General features: G+C 60.9%; 17 protein-coding genes. 6 read left to right on the forward strand and 11 right to left on the reverse strand.

Going from position 1 to position 17,431, the window contains the following annotated elements; all coding sequences use genetic code 11:
* The first annotated feature begins 143 nt into the window (after window positions 1-143).
* From N2A41_RS27770 to N2A41_RS27795, 6 genes are all read left to right on the forward strand, one after another.
* Window positions 144-1,289, forward strand: coding sequence for an extracellular solute-binding protein (locus N2A41_RS27770; protein WP_260111710.1), 1,146 nt, complete (start codon window positions 144-146; stop codon window positions 1,287-1,289).
* Entirely contained in the window at window positions 1,289-2,179 is an 891-nt protein-coding gene (locus N2A41_RS27775) for an ABC transporter permease (RefSeq protein ID WP_260111711.1), read from the forward strand. Before N2A41_RS27770 ends, N2A41_RS27775 begins: the two co-directional genes overlap by 1 nt.
* The gene (locus tag N2A41_RS27780) at window positions 2,176-3,003 is read left to right on the forward strand and encodes an ABC transporter permease (protein WP_260111712.1); all 828 of its coding nucleotides are present in this window, start codon (window positions 2,176-2,178) and stop codon (window positions 3,001-3,003) included. Before N2A41_RS27775 ends, N2A41_RS27780 begins: the two co-directional genes overlap by 4 nt.
* 25 nt (window positions 3,004-3,028) lie before the next feature.
* Window positions 3,029-4,117 carry an ABC transporter ATP-binding protein gene (locus N2A41_RS27785; RefSeq protein ID WP_260111713.1) on the forward strand — a complete coding sequence of 363 codons (1,089 nt, stop codon included), beginning with the start codon at window positions 3,029-3,031 and terminating at the stop codon, window positions 4,115-4,117.
* A gap of 321 nt (window positions 4,118-4,438) precedes the next feature.
* On the forward strand, window positions 4,439-6,229 hold the full coding sequence (locus N2A41_RS27790; protein ID WP_260111714.1) for a methyl-accepting chemotaxis protein: 1,791 nt from the start codon (window positions 4,439-4,441) through the stop codon (window positions 6,227-6,229).
* A complete protein-coding gene (locus tag N2A41_RS27795) occupies window positions 6,229-6,702 on the forward strand; it encodes a chemotaxis protein CheW (protein WP_260111715.1) in 474 nt (157 codons plus the stop codon). Before N2A41_RS27790 ends, N2A41_RS27795 begins: the two co-directional genes overlap by 1 nt.
* 181 nt (window positions 6,703-6,883) lie before the next feature.
* On the opposite strand, the gene N2A41_RS27800 is transcribed toward N2A41_RS27795, so the two are convergent.
* From N2A41_RS27800 to N2A41_RS27850, 11 genes are all read right to left on the reverse strand, one after another.
* Window positions 6,884-7,717 carry an inositol monophosphatase family protein gene (locus N2A41_RS27800; protein WP_260111716.1) on the reverse strand — a complete coding sequence of 278 codons (834 nt, stop codon included), beginning with the start codon at window positions 7,715-7,717 and terminating at the stop codon, window positions 6,884-6,886.
* A 105-nt stretch (window positions 7,718-7,822) separates the two neighbouring features.
* Window positions 7,823-8,716, reverse strand: coding sequence for a ribokinase (locus N2A41_RS27805; RefSeq protein ID WP_260111717.1), 894 nt, complete (start codon window positions 8,714-8,716; stop codon window positions 7,823-7,825).
* 122 nt (window positions 8,717-8,838) lie between these two features.
* On the reverse strand, window positions 8,839-9,486 hold the full coding sequence (locus N2A41_RS27810) for a TenA family protein (protein ID WP_260111718.1): 648 nt from the start codon (window positions 9,484-9,486) through the stop codon (window positions 8,839-8,841).
* A gap of 2 nt (window positions 9,487-9,488) precedes the next feature.
* A complete protein-coding gene (locus tag N2A41_RS27815; RefSeq protein ID WP_260111719.1) occupies window positions 9,489-10,331 on the reverse strand; it encodes a BtpA/SgcQ family protein in 843 nt (280 codons plus the stop codon).
* A gap of 35 nt (window positions 10,332-10,366) precedes the next feature.
* Window positions 10,367-11,140 carry a glutamine amidotransferase gene (locus tag N2A41_RS27820; protein ID WP_260111720.1) on the reverse strand — a complete coding sequence of 258 codons (774 nt, stop codon included), beginning with the start codon at window positions 11,138-11,140 and terminating at the stop codon, window positions 10,367-10,369.
* A 36-nt stretch (window positions 11,141-11,176) separates the two neighbouring features.
* The gene (locus tag N2A41_RS27825; RefSeq protein ID WP_260111721.1) at window positions 11,177-12,256 is read right to left on the reverse strand and encodes a phosphotriesterase family protein; all 1,080 of its coding nucleotides are present in this window, start codon (window positions 12,254-12,256) and stop codon (window positions 11,177-11,179) included.
* Window positions 12,257-12,260: 4 nt separating this feature from the next.
* On the reverse strand, window positions 12,261-13,265 hold the full coding sequence (locus tag N2A41_RS27830; RefSeq protein ID WP_260111722.1) for an ABC transporter permease: 1,005 nt from the start codon (window positions 13,263-13,265) through the stop codon (window positions 12,261-12,263).
* On the reverse strand, window positions 13,262-14,083 hold the full coding sequence (locus tag N2A41_RS27835) for an ATP-binding cassette domain-containing protein (RefSeq protein WP_017969205.1): 822 nt from the start codon (window positions 14,081-14,083) through the stop codon (window positions 13,262-13,264). The genes N2A41_RS27830 and N2A41_RS27835 overlap by 4 nt, the downstream gene beginning before the upstream one ends.
* Window positions 14,080-15,033 carry an ABC transporter substrate-binding protein gene (locus N2A41_RS27840; protein WP_260111723.1) on the reverse strand — a complete coding sequence of 318 codons (954 nt, stop codon included), beginning with the start codon at window positions 15,031-15,033 and terminating at the stop codon, window positions 14,080-14,082. The genes N2A41_RS27835 and N2A41_RS27840 overlap by 4 nt, the downstream gene beginning before the upstream one ends.
* A gap of 38 nt (window positions 15,034-15,071) precedes the next feature.
* Window positions 15,072-16,094 carry a LacI family DNA-binding transcriptional regulator gene (locus tag N2A41_RS27845; RefSeq protein ID WP_260111724.1) on the reverse strand — a complete coding sequence of 341 codons (1,023 nt, stop codon included), beginning with the start codon at window positions 16,092-16,094 and terminating at the stop codon, window positions 15,072-15,074.
* A gap of 252 nt (window positions 16,095-16,346) precedes the next feature.
* Window positions 16,347-17,423, reverse strand: a complete 1,077-nt coding sequence (locus N2A41_RS27850; protein WP_260111725.1) for an ABC transporter ATP-binding protein — start codon at window positions 17,421-17,423, stop codon at window positions 16,347-16,349.
* Between the last annotated feature and the right edge of the window lie 8 nt (window positions 17,424-17,431).

Here is a 17,431-nt window from a genome sequence, read left to right on the forward strand (position 1 = left end):
ATTTCCACTCGGGGCAATCAGCACAGCTGTGCAATTTCCCTGCCTATACGCCTGATCCTGTCATGTCGATGTTACGCGCCGGCGCTAGCAAAGCCTTGGACAATCCTGCGGAGGCTGAGCCTCGACACCTGATGGAGACGGTTATGAATAGACGCGAATTTCTGATCACATCGTCAGCTGCAGCCGGTCTGCTGGCTCTTCCGCGTTTCGCATCGGCTGCGGCCGGCACGATCGATCTCTACAGCGGTTCGGATGCCAACATCGTCGACCTCTTGAACAACGTCATCCGCCCGGCCTTCGAAAAGGCGCATCCGGGTGTTGCGCTGAAGGTGACCGATGCCGGCGACAATAATGGTCTGCGCGCCATCGGCGACCGTGCGCTCGCCGCACTGAAGACGAAGACCGATCCGCAGGCCGACCTTTTCGAGCAATTCGATCCGCGCCTGCCGTCCGGCGGCATCGATGCCGGGCTCTGGGTCAAATTCTCCGCCGAGAACATCGAAGGCTACGAGCATATCAACCCGCTTGCTTTCGATACCCCCTACTCCCTTCCCTATCGCGGTTCGCAGGTGCTTCTCGCCTACGACACGACCAAGCTCGATCCGAAGGATGCGCCAAAGAGCTGGGATCAGCTCACCGCATGGATCAAGGCCAATCCGGGCCAGTTCATCTACAACCGTCCCGACAAGGGCGGTTCAGGCGGAAATTTCGTCCGCCGCGCGATCCATGAGGCCAATGGCCGCGATCCGAAGAAGTTCAAGATCGATAATTTCACAGCCGACTTGGCCACTGAGACGCTGACGCCGGCCTGGAAGATCCTCAACGACCTCGCGCCCGCGCTCTACGACAAGGGCGCCTATACATCAGGCAACACCCAGTCGATCCAGCTGCTCGCCCAGGGTGTCGTTACCATGGTGCCGGTCTGGTCGGACCAGGTGCTGCAGGCGATCTCGCAGGGCGTGCTGCCTGATACAACCGGCCTCGTGCAGCTTACCGATCTTGCCCTTTGCGGCGGCTTCTCCAGCATCACCGTGTTCTCGAACGGCGCCAACAAGGATGCGGCGTTGAAGCTGGCCGCATTCATGCTGACGAAGGAAATGCAAGAAGCGATCATCACCGAGATCGGCGGCTTCCCCGCCATCTCCTGGGATCATATCGCCGACGATCTTCGCAAGAAATATGCCGACGTCATCCCCTCGACCATCCCGACCTTCCCGGGCGGCGATTGGGAAAAGGCGATCGCCGACGGCTGGTACCGCAACGTCGCGCCGGGCATCAGCCGCACCTGATGTCCACTGACACTGCGCCGGCGGTTCTGCGCCGTCACCGGTCCATGGGAAGGGGGAGCTCGATCGGGCTCCTCCTCGTTGCCCTGCCGGTCCTCCTGCTGTCATGGCTGATCGTCTTTCCGATCTTTTCGGCGGTCCTCGGCACGATCTTCGTTCGAGGCCCTGACGGCGCGACGGAATTCTCGCTTGCCTCCTATCGCTTCTTCTTCACCGACGGCTACAGCCTCGGCAATCTGTGGCTGACGCTCTGGACCACTGCCGTCTGCGGCATTCTGCTTCTGGCGATCGGTCTTCCGATCGCGCTCTACCTCCGGTTTTCGCAAGGGCGTCTCGCCGCCTATGTGCAGGCTCTCGCGATCTTCCCGATGTTCGTGCCGTCGATCATTCTGGCCTATGCGCTGATCCGCACCATCGGGCCGAACGGCACCGTCGACCTGCTGCTGAACGCCATCGGCCTGCCCAAGCTGCGCACGCCCTACCTGACGCCGTGGGGGCCGGTCATCGGCCTCGTCTGGGACAATCTTCCCTTGACGGTGCTGATGCTGACATCAGGGCTCTCCTCCGTCTCGAACAGCGCCATCGAAGCCGCCCGCGATGTCGGTGCAAGGCCGCTCCGGGTGTTCATCTCGATCATCCTGCCGCGCATGGGCAATTCCCTGCTGGTGACCGCGTCCTTCGCCGTGCTCGGCATCTTCTCTGCCTTCACCCTGCCCTATGTGCTCGGCTCGGCATCGCCGGAGATGATGGGACCGTTCATGCAGCGCACCTTTGCCGACATGAACGACCCGCTGAACGCCATGACCCAGGCCGTCATCACCTTCGGCTTCTGCCTAGTCTTCGGCATTCTCTACATCAGGTCGATCGCCCGCAACCGCGAGGCCCGGCCATGAGTGCCGGCAGATCGAGCTTCGGCCTGCGCTTCGACTGGATCGGCTTGCTCTTCGCCTGCCTGCTGACGCTGTTCATCGCGCTGCCGCTGATCGTCGTCGGGACATGGGCCTTCACCGAGATCTGGCGTTACCCCTCGGTGATCCCACAGCAGTTCGGCCTGCGTTTCTGGGGCCAGACGTTGGCGCGTCCGGATGTCTGGGACGCGCTCTTCCTCAGCTTGCGGCTGACGACGACGGTCACCATTCTTTCCGCCGTCATCTGCCTTCCCGCGGCTTACGCCTTCGCGCGCATGCGCTTTCCCGGCAGGAACATCTTGTTCCTGTCGTTTCTGGCATCGCATGCCTTCCCGAAATTCGGCCTGCTCGTCGCCATTGCCGGCATCTTCCTGCAACTCGGCCTGATCAGCACCTTCTGGGGCGTCGTGCTGATCCAGCTTGTCGGCACGCTGATGCTGATGATCTGGATTCCGGTCGCAGCCTTCCAGAATGTCGACCGGCGCATGGAAGAGGCGGCGCGCGATGCGGGTGCCGCGCCGCTGCGTGTCTTCTGGTCGATCACTCTGCCGCAGGCCGGACCCACGATCGCAGCTGCACTGCTTTTGACTTTCGTCGGCACCTTCTACGAGACCGAAGGCGCCTGGCTGATCGGCGCGCCTCAGGTCCGCACCATGCCGGTGCTGATGATCAGTTTCATCAACAATCAGATCGTCGTGCAATATGGCGCCGTACTGTCAGTCATGCTGTGGGTGCCGTCCTTCATCGCGCTGATGTTTGCGCGCCGGGTGATCGGTACCGGTGCCTTTGCGAGAGGCTTCGGCGCGTGAGGTTAATTCGGGGAAGGGTTTGACAATGGCGCATCTTTCGATCGAGGGCGTTTCGAAGCTATTCGGAACCACCTTTGCCGTTCGCGATTTCTCGCTCGAAGTGGGCGACGGCGAGCTCGTCTGCCTGCTCGGCCCATCCGGATCCGGCAAATCGACGCTTCTCCGGATGATCGGCGGCTTCGAGCGCCCGAGCGGCGGAAGCATCCGCATCGATGCGAAGGATGTGACGAGCCTGCCGCCCGAGCGGCGCCCGACCGGCATGGTATTCCAGAGCCATGCGCTCTGGACGCACATGAATGTCTTCCAGAATATCGCCTTCGGCCTGAAGCTCCGCCGGCTGCCGAAAGCGCAAATCCGTGAGCGTGTCGAGGCGGCACTGGCGCTGGTCGGTCTTGCCGATTACGGCGGCCGGATGACGACGCAACTGTCAGGCGGCCAGCAGCAGCGTGTCGCCCTCGCCCGCTCGCTGGTGCTTGAGCCGAAGATCCTTTTGCTCGACGAGCCCTTCGCCAGCCTTGACCAGCATCTGCGCGAAAGGCTGCGGGATGAAGTGCGCGATATCCAGCAGCGCCTCGGCATCACCACGCTCTTCGTCACCCATGGACAGGACGAGGCCTTAGCGCTCGCAGACCGCATCGTCGTCATGCGCGACGGAGGCACCGAACAGATTGGTCCGCCGAGCACCATCTATCGGCAGCCGGAGACCGCCTTCGTCGCCGGTTTCATCGGCTCGATGAATTTTGTTCAGAGTCACACCAGGAACGGCGTCTGCGAGCATCCGCTGTTCCCGCTTGCGGTTCCCATCGAGGATGGGCCGGTGACGCTTGCCGCCCGTCCGGAAGCACTGACGATCCGTTCCTCGGACCGGGTCGATGCCGCCACAGTCCATCGCATCGTCGATTTCGGCACCCACAAGATGGTCGATGTCGATCTTGCCGACGGCACCCGTCTGAAGGCGATGGTGGCGCCGGACGATCGGATCCGGGCCGGGATGAGGGTCGAGCCGTGCTTCTCCCGCTTTTTTATCTTCCGTCACAATGAGCTTGTCCATTCCGAGTTGCAGATCCTGCCGCAGTATGTCGGTGAGTGCATCAAGTCGAATACATGCCTTTGATTCGGCATGAGCGGCGCTTCAAGCTGTTGACTGCGCCGGCTCGCGCCGTGTGATCTGATGCCAGGTCCGGTGTTTCGAACTAAAGTTAAAGTTTATTCTGCTTTTTCCGTGGGCTTTTTATGTATCCGTGGTTGTGCGGAGCGACCGCCATTTCGATTATCTCAAACAATTCAAACAGAAATGCGCGAATCTTACACGAATGCATTCGTACATTTACATATTATAAATGTCTTCATTTAAGAATTGGCCCTATCAAAAGTGATGGTATTTGATGGCTTCCCGCCTGCGATAATTGGCCATTGTGAAACTATGGAGGAATGAATGTTGGGATTTGGCGCAGGCGCCGATGCAAGGGCCGTTCTCGAAGCGATGAGCAAGTCTCAGGCGATCATCGAGTTCAAGCTGGACGGTACAATCATCACCGCGAACGAAAACTTTTGCCGGGCGCTCGGTTATCAGCTTTCCGAGATCGTCGGTCAACATCATCGCCTCTTTGTCGATCCGGCTGAGGCAGCCAGCTCCGACTACAAAGACTTCTGGGCAAAACTAGCGCGCGGCCAGTTCGATCAACGGCAATATAAGCGCATCGGCAAGGGCGGCACGGAGGTCTGGATCGAGGCCTCCTACAACCCAGTCTCTAGCGGAGGCAAGCCGTATAAGGTCGTCAAATTCGCGACCGATATCACCGCGCAGAAGCTCAAGGCGGCCGAAGATAGCGGTAAGCTGAACGCCATCTCGCGCGCCCAGGCAGTCATCGAGTTCACTCCGAAAGGCGATATTCTCACCGCAAATGAGAATTTCCTGATGACACTCGCCTACGAGCTGGCGGAAATCCAGGGCAAACATCACTCGATGTTCTGTGAGCCAAGCTATAGCAACAGTGAAGATTATCGTCGGTTTTGGACGAAGCTTGCCGCGGGAGAATTTGTTGCGGATGAGTTCTTGCGCATCGGCAAGGGCGGCAAGAAGGTCCATATCCAGGCATCATACAATCCGATCTTCGACATGAACGGCAAGGTGTTCAAGGTCGTCAAATTTGCGACCGATGTCACCACGCGCGTCGGAAATGTCGACCAGCTCGCGGGAGCGCTAAAGGCTTTGTCGGAGGGCGATCTGATGCAGACCATCGCCATGCCCTTCCTGCCCGCCTTGGAGAAACTGCGCGCTGATTTTAACGACGCTTCATCGAAGCTTCGCGTTACAATGCAGACAATCTCGCAGAATGCTGGCGCCATCGCTGCGGCATCGCAACAAATACAATCTGCCTCGAACGATCTGTCCAAGCGTACCGAGCAGCAGGCTGCTTCCGTCGAGGAGACGGCCGCTGCGCTGGAGGAGATTACAACCACCGTCGCTGATTCCAGTTCCCGCGCCCAGGAAGCAGGGCAGCTTGTTCGCAAGACCAAGGAGAACGCGGAAAATTCTGGCAACATTGTCAGTCAAGCCGTCGACGCAATGGGCAAGATCGAAAAGTCCGCCAGCGAGATCGCCAACATTATCGGCGTGATCGACGAGATCGCATTCCAGACCAATCTTCTGGCGCTCAACGCCGGTGTTGAAGCGGCCCGGGCCGGCGACGCTGGCAAGGGCTTCGCCGTCGTCGCTCAGGAAGTTCGCGAACTCGCCCAGCGATCGGCCAAGGCGGCAAAGGAAATCAAGGAGCTGATCAACGCCTCGAACGAACACGTCAAAAGCGGTGTCACATTGGTTGGTAACACCGGCAAGGCATTGCAGGAAATCGTGACCCAGGTCGTCCAGGTCAACGGTAATGTCGGCGCCATCGTCGAAGCCTCCAAAGAGCAGGCAACGGGTCTCAAGGAAATCAACACCGCCGTCAATACGATGGACCAGGGCACACAGCAGAATGCCGCCATGGTCGAGGAGACGACGGCCGCGGCGCATAGCCTTGCCAAGGAAGCAGATCAGCTCTTCGATCTCCTCGGTCAGTTCAACATCGGGACAGGTGCCGGTGCACCTCGCGCCGTCCCGGTTGCAGCCGACCGGCATTTGCGGGCTATGCCGTCGCCAGCCCGTCAGATGACGGCGAAGGTTGCCCGAGCATTCAGCGGCAATGTGGCGCTCAAAGGCGGCGGCAGCTGGGAGGAGTTCTGATGGCGTCGATATCCAGAAATCGCGATGGACGCACGTCTCTCGAAATCATTGCATTCCAATTACATGGTCAGAGCTTCTGTATCGAAACCACCTCCATTCGAGAGATACGTGGATGGGCAGCTTCGACGCCGATCCCGCACGCGCCGCCGGAAATGGTCGGCATCATTAACTTGCGAGGCGTCGTCATTCCCACCATCGACTTATGTCGCAAGCTGGGGATGCCTTCGTCGGAAGCGACCGAACGCAGCGCAATCGTGGTCGCTGAAGTTCACGGCAAACCGATCGGCCTTATGGTGGATCAGGTCACCGATATGCTTTCGATCAACGCCGATGATCTGCAACAGGCTCCAGAGATTGTCAGTTCGCAGGACCGCTCATACTGTGAAGGAATTATCACTCACCAGTCTGGGATGATTTGCTTCCTCAGCTTGACCCGGATGTTCGCTGACGATGACGAAGCATTGGCCGCTTAGATGCTGATGATTTTAGGCCGGCTCGGCCTAAAATCTGAATCAGCATCTAAATCAAATAAATAGAGGATGATGTCGTCCGAAAACCGCCCATAGGCATCGTCCTCTAGTACCGCGCCAACACAGTTGTCGGCGCGGCATTCGCCTATGCGAAACCGGGATAATTGCGCCGGAATGCATCGGTTCACGTCCTGATCTGGAAGCCTTCCAGCAGCCAGGGATGCAGCGCCTTGCTGGCAGCCAGGATGTCGCTCTTTCCGACAACCTTAGCGCCGGAAAAACAGGTGACGATGCCGCCGGCCTCTTCGACCATCAGAGCCGAGGCGCCGAAATCATGGATCGCGAGCCCGTCCTCGAAGAATCCGTCCAGTCGGCCGCAGGCGACATAGGCGATCGACAGGGCCGCCGAGCCGAGGCGGCGCACACCCGCCGTATTCGCCATCAGCCGTTTGATGGCCTCGAAATAGGTCTCTTCCGCAACCGCCGTGACCTGGCCAGGGATCGGCAGCCCGGCGCCGACAAGCACGTTCTCGACGTCGCCGACATCGGCGCAGTGGATACGCTCGCCGTTCAGATAGGCGCCGCCACCGATCTCGGCGCTGAACAGCTCGTCCTGCATGGCGTCATAGACGACGCCCATGACGAGCCTGCCGCTTTCGACGATCGAGATCGTCATGCCGAAATGCGGAACGCCCCAGGCGTAATTCGTCGTGCCGTCGATCGGGTCAATATAGATGATCGGCGTTTCCGGACCCGCCGTGCGGTTGCCGACGGCTTCCTCGCCTTGGATGGCGTAGTCCGGGAAGGCCTTCGTCATCTCGTCGACGATGATTTGCTCGACGGCGAGATCGATTTCGGTCTGATAGTCGCGCGGCGCCTTGGCGAGCATCTCCTGGGATCTGCGCCGCCGCAGGGAGCCGCGGGCAGTTTCGCCCGCCTTCAATACCGTTTCGGCAAGCACGACAAGGCGGAACGAGGCGGTCGGGGAAAGACGCGCGGAAATCGGGGAAGATGTCATGAGAAAGGTCCGGATGCTGCTGGATACGACGGAGTGAATCGCAAGGAGCCCATCCCTTCGCAGAGGCCGATGATGATTTTATGAAGCGCGCTCATGCCGAGCGGATTATCGCAGGATCGTTTCAAGCTCGGAAATGGTCGGAAACGCCTTTCTTGTTCCATGTCTTGAGACGGTGATGGCTGCGGCTGCCACTGCGTGTTCGATGGCTAGCCTGTCCAACCGCTGTCCGCGCAGCGCGCAGGATGCAAGTGCTGCGGCCATGAAGGTATCGCCTGCGCCCGTTGTATCCACAACATCGCAGACCTGGGCGGGCACTTCGATGCTATCATGCCGATTCACCAGCGTCGCGCCGTCGCCGCCCAGCGTCAGGACGATTTCGCGCAGCCCTCGGCTCAGCAGATATTCGGCAGCATCCCTGCCCGTCGTTCCCGTCAGGGCCTGCGCCTCGCCCTTGTTGAGGAAGGCGATGTCGATCAATCCCCAAAGATCGGAGAAATAGGCGCGCACCGGCGAGGGATTGAAAGCGGTGACCATTCCGATCGCTCTTGCATGTTCGAGAATGTCGCGGGTCGTCTGGTCAGACAGATTGCCCTGCAGCATCATGAAATCGCCGCGACCGGCCGCCGACAGCGTCCGCCTGACATGGGAGAGGGACAGGCTTTGCGCCGATTCCGTCGTCGTGACGATGGCATTTTCGCCGCTCGGCAGCCGGAAGATGATCGAGACATCGCTCGATGCATTTTCCATTTCGATCAACTCGCTCCGAAGCGGCTCGTCCGCGAGGTAGCGGCGTATCATATCGGCCATCCCATCCCTGCCGACGGGCGCCACCAGCGTTGTCGGAACGCCGCAGCGAGCCATGACGACCGCCTGGTTCGTACCCTTGCCGCCGAGATCGCTGCCCCCGGCATTGCCGAGGATCGAGGCGCCGATGACGGGAAGTTCGGCGACGGCGATGGTTTCGTCGATGGCGACGTTACCGATTATGTAGGCGCGCATGCATCCGCTTTCGCAAGGTGGGGCTTAGAGCGGTTCAGCTTTTCATGAAAGCGCAAGACCGTTCTAACCCCTTGTTTTACGCAATTCCGGCAAAACCGCTTCGCGCTTTGCGTGGAATTGCTCTAGAGGTAAGCCGCATCGTGAAAATCGATCTCGAGCTGCATCGCCCGGCCGAAGATCGCGCTGAGCCGCGCTTTTTCACCCTCTTCCAGCGTTTCTCCTGCCATGTCGAGTTCATTCTTCAGCCATTGCGCCTGGGCGGCGAAATTCAGATCGATATGCAGGTCGACCCATTCCTTCAAGAGGGGATCGCTGATCGGGCGGTTAGCTGCTTCCTTCGACCAGGTCCAGTACATCCACTCGGCCGCAAACATCGCCGCGACCGTGTCGAGGAAGCCGCCCTGGCGGGCGATCTCCAACATGCCGGTGCGAAAGGCCTCGACTTCGGCGATGCCGGTATCGAAGGACGAGGGATCGATGCCGCGGCTGGCGAAGGTGCGCTCGAAATAGGTGATCTGCTCGTTGGCAAGCGCATCGAGAACCGCGATCAGCCAACGCTTCTGCGCTATCGTTCCGGCTGTCGCCGCCGCATAGGCGAAGATCGAGATGGCGCTGTCGACGAAGGCGCCTTCATAGACGAGATAACGCTCGAAAGCCTCCTTGCTCAGCCTGTCGTTCTTGACGTCCTCGACGAAGCGATGGCTGAGCATCGTGCCGAGGACGGCGTTGTTCTCGCGCAGGATGCGGTCTGAAAGGCTTTCTGCTGCCATGCTTAACCCTCCAGTCCCGATTCGGCCGCCGCCCGGAAGGCGCGCACCCGCTCGACGTCGACCGGGTTCCACCAGACGCCGCCGTGCTTCAACGAAGACGCAACGATGACGCCGTTGGTGCGGGCGAGAATATCGACGATATTGTCTTTGTTGACGCCGGAGCCGACGAGCAGCGGCAGGTGTGTTGCCGCACCGATCTCCTCGATTTCTTCCATCGTTGCCGAATTGCCGGTCCGCTGGCCGGTGGCGATGACGCCGTCGGCATCGAAGAAGGCGAGATCGCGCGTCAACTCCTGGATCGACCGGTCGGCGACGATGGCGTGGCTGCCATGCTTGACGTGGCTGTCGGCAAAGACCTTGATGTGCTCGGCTCTCAGTAGCGAGCGGTAGCGCATGGCTTCAGCAGCCCTGCCCTCCATGAAGCCTTCATTGGCGACATAGGCATTGGCCCATTGGTTGACGCGGATGAATTTGGCGCCACCGGCCATGGCAATGGCAAAGGCCGGGATAGGCGCGTTGGCAAGCACGTTGACGCCGAGCGGAATACCGGCCGCGCGCGCGATCCGGTCGGTGACGACGGACATGAAACCTGTCGTCTCGGGGCCGATATCCTCGGGCTTCGAGAACGGCACGTCGCCGTGATTTTCGATGATCAGCCCATGCAGGCCGCCTTCCACGCAGGCTTCTGCGTCGCGCATGCAGGCGTCGTAGATCGCATCCATCGCAGCCGCCCGGTAGCGCGGCGCGCCCGGAAAGGCCGGGCAATGGATCATGCCGATCAGAACCTTGTCCCTGCCGAAGATATCGCTGATAGCGTTGGACGGCCTGTCCGAAATTTCCTGCATGTCATTCCCTTTCCAATTCCTGCCCGGCGCTGACATCACGCCTGCTTTTCGGTGAGCCAGCCGAGGATGTTCTTCCAGAGGCGGCCGTAGCCTTCCCATTCGCAGAAAGCGGGCGAGAGCCAGTGCGGGCCGATATCCGACGTCCAGGCCGCCGTTCGCCCAGTGCCATGCAGGCCGACGACGAGCAGCGGATGGCCGCCCTGATCCTGAGGCAGGCGCGCGACGATCTCGACATCGGCCCGGTCTCGCACTTCGACCTCGTTGACGCCGAGAAGCACCGGCCAGGCGCCTTCGAGGCCCCGCATCGTTGCATGCTCGGGCTTTACTACCTCGGCAACGGTGCCCTCGGGAATTTCGACGCGGTCGTCATAAGGCAGGCAGGTGACGGGCAGCGTGTCTTCGACGGGGGTGCGCCGCCAACGCGCCTTGCCGTCGATGCCCTGGAAGGAGAAATATCCGCCGACCATCAGCAGGCCGCCGCCCTTCTCCACCCACGCCTTCAGAAGCTTCAGCCGGTTCGGCACCGTGCGCGAATGCAGCCAAACATCCGGCGGCAGCAGCAGTGAGTTGGCGCCGATATCGGAGAGAATGATGGCGTCATAGGCGTCGAGCCCGGCCATTTCGAAGGGGAATTTCTCCACTGCCTCATGCGCCGGCATATAGGTGAGTTCGAAGGCGCTGCCGGCGAGCGCTTTCACCAGCGGTTCGGCGCCGAGATGGAAGGTGACGCTGCCGAATTGGTCGAAGCCTTTGTAATGCGTGGCGGAGCTGACCCAGCTCTCGCCGACGAGGAGAATTTTTTTTGTCATGGTCTGCCGTACCTGTAATCGATTGAATGGATGGAGCTAGGCTCCGGCCTGAAAGACGCGGCGCGGATTGCTGCGCATAATTTCGTCGAGAACCGTCCTGTCGAGGCCGTGCCGCTGGAGACGAGGAAGGAAGTGGCGAAGGATGTACGCGTAGCCGTTACCGCCATAATGCGTCAGCATCATCTTCAGAAACACGTCATGCGACAGAAGAATACGGTCGAGATAACCGGCCTCGACGAGACGCACGATCGCGCGCGCCGCCTCCTCGTCGCTCGGGCACTGCACCTGCTGGTCGGCATAGAAGAAATCCATGCCGATCATGTCGTATTCGATGAAGGCGCCGCGCTCTGCCAGCTCGCTCTGGTAGGCGATATCGTCATGCGACGGATTCATGTGGCAAAGCACGGTGTGGCGGAGATCCGCCCCCTCCTCCGCCACCACGTCGAGCACGCGGTGGCCGAGACGGAACCAGCCCGGCAGATGCACCATCAGCGGAAGCCCGGTCAGCACCTGTGCGCGTGCCGCACCGCGCAGCGACTTCTCCTCTTCGGCGGTGAAATCCGAGGAGACGCCGATCTCGCCGATCAGGCCGATCCTGACGCCGGTGCCGTCGACGCCTTCCCTCGCCTCGCGGAGGATCTCTAGCGCGATGTCATCGACGCTCATTGTCGCGACGCCTTCCGGATGCGAGGAGTCGAGATAATAACCGGCCCCCATCACGATATTGAGACCGGATGCTTTCGCGATGCGCTGTAGCGCCAGCGGATTACGGCCGATGCCCTTGCAGGTCGGCTCCACCACCGTGCGCCCGCCCGCCGTGGCGAAATCCTTGAGTTCTGTCACTGCCAGATGTTCGTCATCGAGCGTGATATTGTGCTTGTTGACAAAAGGGTCCTGCCGGAGTTCGCCGAGGATCTCCATGCAGACGAAGCTTTCGGCAAGATATTGCCGCTCCGGCGTCTTCGGCGCGTGCCACCAGCAGCGGCAGTCGTTGAGGATATGCTCGTGCATCAGCGTCACGCCGAGCGCGTCCGCCGAAATTGGACCGGTGACCGTCATCACCTTGCCCGACCGGACATGCGCTTCGGACAGGCTTTCTGTTGTCTGCTCGTTCATCGCTTCATCCTTTCCTGCCCAGCCGGAAATGGAAATTGGCCGTGAAGATGCGCGTGTTCAGCCAGATGGCAACGAGGATGATGGCGCCGGTGACGATCTGGGTGAAGAACGGCGATATGTGCATCAGGATCAGGCCGTTGCCGATGACGGCGATGGTCAGCGTGCCGAGCACGGTGCCGAGAATAGTGCCGCGTCCGCCCATCAGCGACGTTCCGCCGAGCACCACGGCCGCAATCACCTGCAGCTCGAAACCGACGGCGGCATTGGAAGAGCCGGAGCCGAGACGAGCGGCGATCAGCAGGCCGGCGACGGCGCAGGCGATACCGGAGACGATATAGACCGAGGCGATGATCCATTTGGCCGGCATGCCGACACGCCGCGCCGCCTCCGCATTGGAGCCGACCGCCACGACCTGGCGGCCATATTTGGTCGCGGTGATGACGACATAACCGAGAATGGCGATGACGACAGCGATGACCGCCGGGATCGGAAAACTGAGGATTTCACCCCGGCCGAGCGCAAAGAAGCCCGGCGCATCCTTGATCGGGATGGAATAGCCCTGGGTCAGATAGAGCGCCAGACCGCGCAGGATCGAGAGCCCGGCAAGCGTGACGATGAAGGCCGGGATGCCCTGATAGGCGGTGAACCAGCCCTGGACCAGTCCCATGAAGCCGCCGAGCAAGACCATGCCGATGACGACTGACGGCCAGGGTACACCCATTGCCATGATGATCGCCGCGACCGCATTGACGAGGGCGACCTGCGAGCCGACCGACAGATCGATGCCGCCGGTGATGATGACGAAGGTCATGGCGATGGCGACAATCAGGATGGGGGCTGCCTGGCGCACGATGTTCAGGATGTTGCCGAGCGTGAAGAAGGTTTCGCTGCCGATCGAGAAGAAGATCATGCAGGCCAGGAAGAAGATGGCGATCGACAGGACCTGTGCGTGTTCACCGACAAAATCGGCGACGCGCGAGCCGTGGCCGCGTTCCGTATAAGCTGTCATTGTCTGGCTCCTTCACCGACGATCAGCCTGACGAGATCCTCGAGGTTGGTGCTGCCGATCTGCCGTTCGGCCACCTTCGTGCCCTCATACATCACCGCGATACGGTCGCAGACCCGGAAGAGGTCCTGCAGCCGGTGGGTGATGAGGATCACCGAGACCCCGTTTGCCTTGACGCGGTTGATCAGGGCGAGAACCGCCTCAACCTCGGCCACGGCAAGTGCCGAGGTCGGCTCATCCATGATCAGCACCTTCGGTTTGAAGGAGGCGGCGCGTGCAATGGCGATCGCCTGGCGCTGCCCGCCGGAGAGCTGGGCGACCTTGCCGGTCAGCCTCGGGATGCGAATCTCGAGCGAATCCAGCATCTTGCGGGCCTCGGACAGCATCGTCCTGGTGTCGAGAAACGGCCCGCGGCTGAGTTCGCGGCCGAGGAAGAGATTGCCGACGACATCGATATGATCGCAGAGGCTGAGATCCTGGAACACCATTTCGATGTTACGCCCACGCGCATCCGCGGGGCCGGAGAAGCGAACCTCTTCGCCCTCCATGGTGATCGTGCCGGCATCCGGAATGTAGGTTCCCGAGATGATTTTCGTCAGCGTCGATTTGCCGGCGGCGTTATCGCCGACGAGCCCCAGGCATTCGCCAGGGAAGATGTCGAGATCGACGCCGCGCAGGGCCTGGTGAGAGCCGAACGACTTGCGGATGCCGCGCAGCGAGATGCGCGGGTCGGATCGGGTGCCGCCGGATGTTCCGCTTCCGGAGGATGCGACCCCTCCGGAACCGGCGGCAGCGATGTCACGCTGTCCGCTTGCGATCATTTGAAGACGGCCCGGTACGGCTCGACATTTTCCTTGGTCACGATGGTAATCGGCACCGAGATCGTCTTGGTGACGGCCTCGCCGGCCGAAGCCTTGACGAGCGCGTCGACGGCGGCACCGCCCATCGCGGCCGGATCCTGCTGGACGACGGCGACGACGAAGCCGGCATCGATGCCAGCAATGGCTTCGGCAGTCAGATCCCAGCCGAACACCTTGATTTTATCCTGCTTGCCCTGGCTCTGGACAGCGGCGATCGCCCCCATCAGGGCCGGCTCGCCGGTGGCGTAGATCGCGGTCAGATCAGGATTGGCGGTGATCAGGTTTTCAGCCGCCGCAAGAGCGTTGTCCTGGATGTTCTGTCCGTCGACCACGCCGGCCATTTCAATGCCGTCGACGCCTTTCAGGGTCTTCTCGAAGCCGTCCTGGCGGATGTTCTGAATGAACGAGTTCAGCGCGCCGACAACGCCGAGCTTGGCCTTGCCGCCCATGTTCGCCTTGACGTAGTCGAGGAAGTATTTGCCCATGTCGGCGCCGGCCGCGGCATTGTCCACGCCGATCTGCGCCTTCTGCGGACCATCAGGCAGGATGGCGTCGATGGCGACGACCGGAATGCCGGCATCGGCCGCCTGCTTGACCGCCGGCATGATGCCGTTGACGTCGACCGCCACGACGGCAAGGCCGGAGACCTTTTCCTGGACGTAGGTTTCGATCGCGCTGTTTTGCGCCGTCGTCTCGTTATTGGCGTTGAAGATCACCAGCTTGACGCCGGCGGCATCGGCCGCCTTCTGGGCGCCCTCATTCATCTGATTGAAGAAAAGCGCCTGCTGGTTGATCTGCACCAGCGCGATGGTCTTCTTTTCCTGTGCCGCAGCGCCGGACAGGCCGATGAAGGTCAATGCCGTAAATCCGGCGGCTGCGATCATCGTCCGTCTTGTCAAATTCCGTGTCATGTTCTCATCCTCTTTTGGTTTTTTGACGTTGCTGATTGTTATTTCGCAGGCGGCGCAACGGAGTTCCGCACCACGATTTCGACGGGCACCAGCTCCTCCGAAGCGGATGGTTTCCACTCGTGCCAATTGGTTTCCAGAAGCAGCTCCAGCGATCGCCTTCCGATCTGGCGCACCGGCTGGCGGATGGCCGTCAGCGGCGGTGCAAAAAGATGAAGCGGACCGACGTCGTCGAAGCCGATGACCGAGATGTCATCAGGAATCGAGACGCCTCGGATTCTGAAGACCTCGACCAGCCCGATGGCGATCTCGTCGGAGCTAGCGAAGATCGCCGTCGCCTTTCGGTCCCCGGAGAGATAGTCGAGTGCCGCCGCGCGGCCGTATTCGATCGTGTATTCGCCGGCATAACGATCGGCCCGGGCTTCGTCGCCATACCGTTCTCTGAGCGCCTTCAGCAGGCCGTCATAACGCCTGCGGGCGCTGATCATGCGCTCGTCGCCGCCGATGAAGAGGACATGGCGATGGCCTTGCTCGGCCAGATGCTGGCCGGCGAGATAACCGCCCTGCTCATTGTCGCAGAACAGCTTCGGCGCCTTCGAATCGGGAATGTCCTCGTCGACGATGATGACCTTGCCGCTGCCGTTGATCAGCGCGGCAAGCGCGCCGTCGTCGGGATGGTTGGTGACGAAGATCAGGCCGTCGACGTGATTGCGCTCGATCAGCTGCAGATATTCGATTTCGCGCCCCGGCCGGTTGAGCGTCGCATGCAGCGAGACCGCCAGCTTCTTTTCATCGGCCGCCTGTTCGACGGCGGCGACCAGGGTCGCGAAGAAGGGATTGGCGATATCGGGCACGACGAGACCGATCGTGTCCGAGCGCCCCCTGCTTAACCGGCGCGCATGCGGGTTCGGCCGGTAGTTCAGCGTCTTGATCGCATCCTCGATGCGCTTCTTGGTCTGAAAGGGAAGGTCGAGGCTTCCGTTGACGAAACGCGACACTGTCGTGACCGACACCCCGGCAGCCGCCGCAACATCCTTCAGGCTTGGTGTCGTTCCCTTGGCCATTGACTGGACCTGTTGTAAAGCGGTTTAGTAAAGCGCTTTACAAGACAATATCGATTGCTCGCCGTTGTCAACAGCGATGAATGTACAGGATCTGTTTTTCTTGCCAGCCGATCGAAGCTCGACCGGCAGGCCGTCAGGCGATCGTCGGGTCGAGTTGTCGCGCAGCCGGTCGCCGGTGATGGCTTCGAGATCTGGCTCGATGGCGTCACCAGGTTCGATTTATGACATTTCCAAGCCGACGGGCTGGTGCCTTTAGATGACGTGGTCCGTCGACGCGTCGAAGAGATGGATCTGGTCCGGATCGACCGAAAGTCCGATCATCTCCCCCGCCTTGACCCTGTCGCGGCGCGTCTCGACGATCGTCAGTTCCGGCTGGGTGGCTGCGGCGATGAAGGTCGATGAGCCGGTCGATTCGACGAAAGCGATCGGCACGTCGAAGCTGCCATGGCCGGGCTCGACGACGCCGATATGTTCCGGCCGGATGCCCGCGATGAGCTTACGCCCGGGTTCGATGGCGCGGGTGATCGCAAGCGTCTGCTTCACCGCGCCGAAATCCAGGATAAGGCTCTTGCCGTCTTCCGCGGCAATCGCGGGAATGAAATTCATCGCTGGCGAACCGATGAAACCGGCGACGAACCGGTTCGCCGGCCGGTCATAGAGATCAAGCGGCGCGCCTTGCTGTTCGATGATGCCGTCGCGCATCACCACCACATGGTCGGCCATCGTCATCGCTTCGATCTGGTCATGGGTAACATACACCGAGGTGGCGCCCAGCCGATCGTGCAGGGCGCGGATTTCCTTGCGCATCGAGACGCGTAGCGCCGCATCAAGATTGGAAAGCGGCTCGTCGAACAGGAAGGCCTGGGGGTTGCGGATAATGGCGCGGCCCATGGCTACACGCTGCCGTTGGCCTCCCGAAAGCTGGCGCGGATAACGGTCGAGCAGCCGTGAAAGACCGGTGATGACAGCGACTGCCTCGGCTTTCCGCTTTGCCTCAGCCTTGGGGACGCCGTGCATTTTCAGCGAATAGGTCAGGTTCTGCTCCACCGTCATATGCGGATACAGCGCGTAACTCTGAAAAACCATGGCGATATTGCGCTCCCGCGGCGGGACGTCGTTCATCACCTCGCCGGCAATCTTCAGCGTGCCGCCGGTAATTTTTTCCAGCCCGGCAAGCGAGCGGAGCAACGTGGACTTGCCGCATCCGGATGGGCCGACCAGCGCGACGAACGTGCCCTTGGGAATTGAAAGGTTGACATTCTTAAGCGCATGAAAGGCGCCGTAGTGCTTCTCGATGCCCGAGAGTTCGATCTGGATGTCCTGGCTCATGCCGAAAA

The organism is Rhizobium sp. SRDI969, from assembly GCF_025152725.1.
Classification (GTDB): domain Bacteria; phylum Pseudomonadota; class Alphaproteobacteria; order Rhizobiales; family Rhizobiaceae; genus Rhizobium; species Rhizobium leguminosarum_I.

Excerpts from the sequence above, each read along its gene's own strand:
- N2A41_RS27770 (WP_260111710.1), top strand. The coding sequence starts at position 144 with ATGAATAGACGCGAATTTCTGATCACATCGTCAGCTGCAGCCGGTCTG.
- N2A41_RS27775 (WP_260111711.1), top strand. The coding sequence starts at position 1,289 with ATGTCCACTGACACTGCGCCGGCGGTTCTGCGCCGTCACCGGTCCATG.
- N2A41_RS27780 (WP_260111712.1), top strand. The coding sequence starts at position 2,176 with ATGAGTGCCGGCAGATCGAGCTTCGGCCTGCGCTTCGACTGGATCGGC.
- N2A41_RS27785 (WP_260111713.1), top strand. The coding sequence starts at position 3,029 with ATGGCGCATCTTTCGATCGAGGGCGTTTCGAAGCTATTCGGAACCACC.
- N2A41_RS27790 (WP_260111714.1), top strand. The coding sequence starts at position 4,439 with ATGTTGGGATTTGGCGCAGGCGCCGATGCAAGGGCCGTTCTCGAAGCG.
- N2A41_RS27795 (WP_260111715.1), top strand. The coding sequence starts at position 6,229 with ATGGCGTCGATATCCAGAAATCGCGATGGACGCACGTCTCTCGAAATC.
- N2A41_RS27800 (WP_260111716.1), bottom strand. The coding sequence starts at position 7,717 with ATGACATCTTCCCCGATTTCCGCGCGTCTTTCCCCGACCGCCTCGTTC.
- N2A41_RS27805 (WP_260111717.1), bottom strand. The coding sequence starts at position 8,716 with ATGCGCGCCTACATAATCGGTAACGTCGCCATCGACGAAACCATCGCC.
- N2A41_RS27810 (WP_260111718.1), bottom strand. The coding sequence starts at position 9,486 with ATGGCAGCAGAAAGCCTTTCAGACCGCATCCTGCGCGAGAACAACGCC.
- N2A41_RS27815 (WP_260111719.1), bottom strand. The coding sequence starts at position 10,331 with ATGCAGGAAATTTCGGACAGGCCGTCCAACGCTATCAGCGATATCTTC.
- N2A41_RS27820 (WP_260111720.1), bottom strand. The coding sequence starts at position 11,140 with ATGACAAAAAAAATTCTCCTCGTCGGCGAGAGCTGGGTCAGCTCCGCC.
- N2A41_RS27825 (WP_260111721.1), bottom strand. The coding sequence starts at position 12,256 with ATGAACGAGCAGACAACAGAAAGCCTGTCCGAAGCGCATGTCCGGTCG.
- N2A41_RS27830 (WP_260111722.1), bottom strand. The coding sequence starts at position 13,265 with ATGACAGCTTATACGGAACGCGGCCACGGCTCGCGCGTCGCCGATTTT.
- N2A41_RS27835 (WP_017969205.1), bottom strand. The coding sequence starts at position 14,083 with ATGATCGCAAGCGGACAGCGTGACATCGCTGCCGCCGGTTCCGGAGGG.
- N2A41_RS27840 (WP_260111723.1), bottom strand. The coding sequence starts at position 15,033 with ATGACACGGAATTTGACAAGACGGACGATGATCGCAGCCGCCGGATTT.
- N2A41_RS27845 (WP_260111724.1), bottom strand. The coding sequence starts at position 16,094 with ATGGCCAAGGGAACGACACCAAGCCTGAAGGATGTTGCGGCGGCTGCC.
- N2A41_RS27850 (WP_260111725.1), bottom strand. The coding sequence starts at position 17,423 with ATGAGCCAGGACATCCAGATCGAACTCTCGGGCATCGAGAAGCACTAC.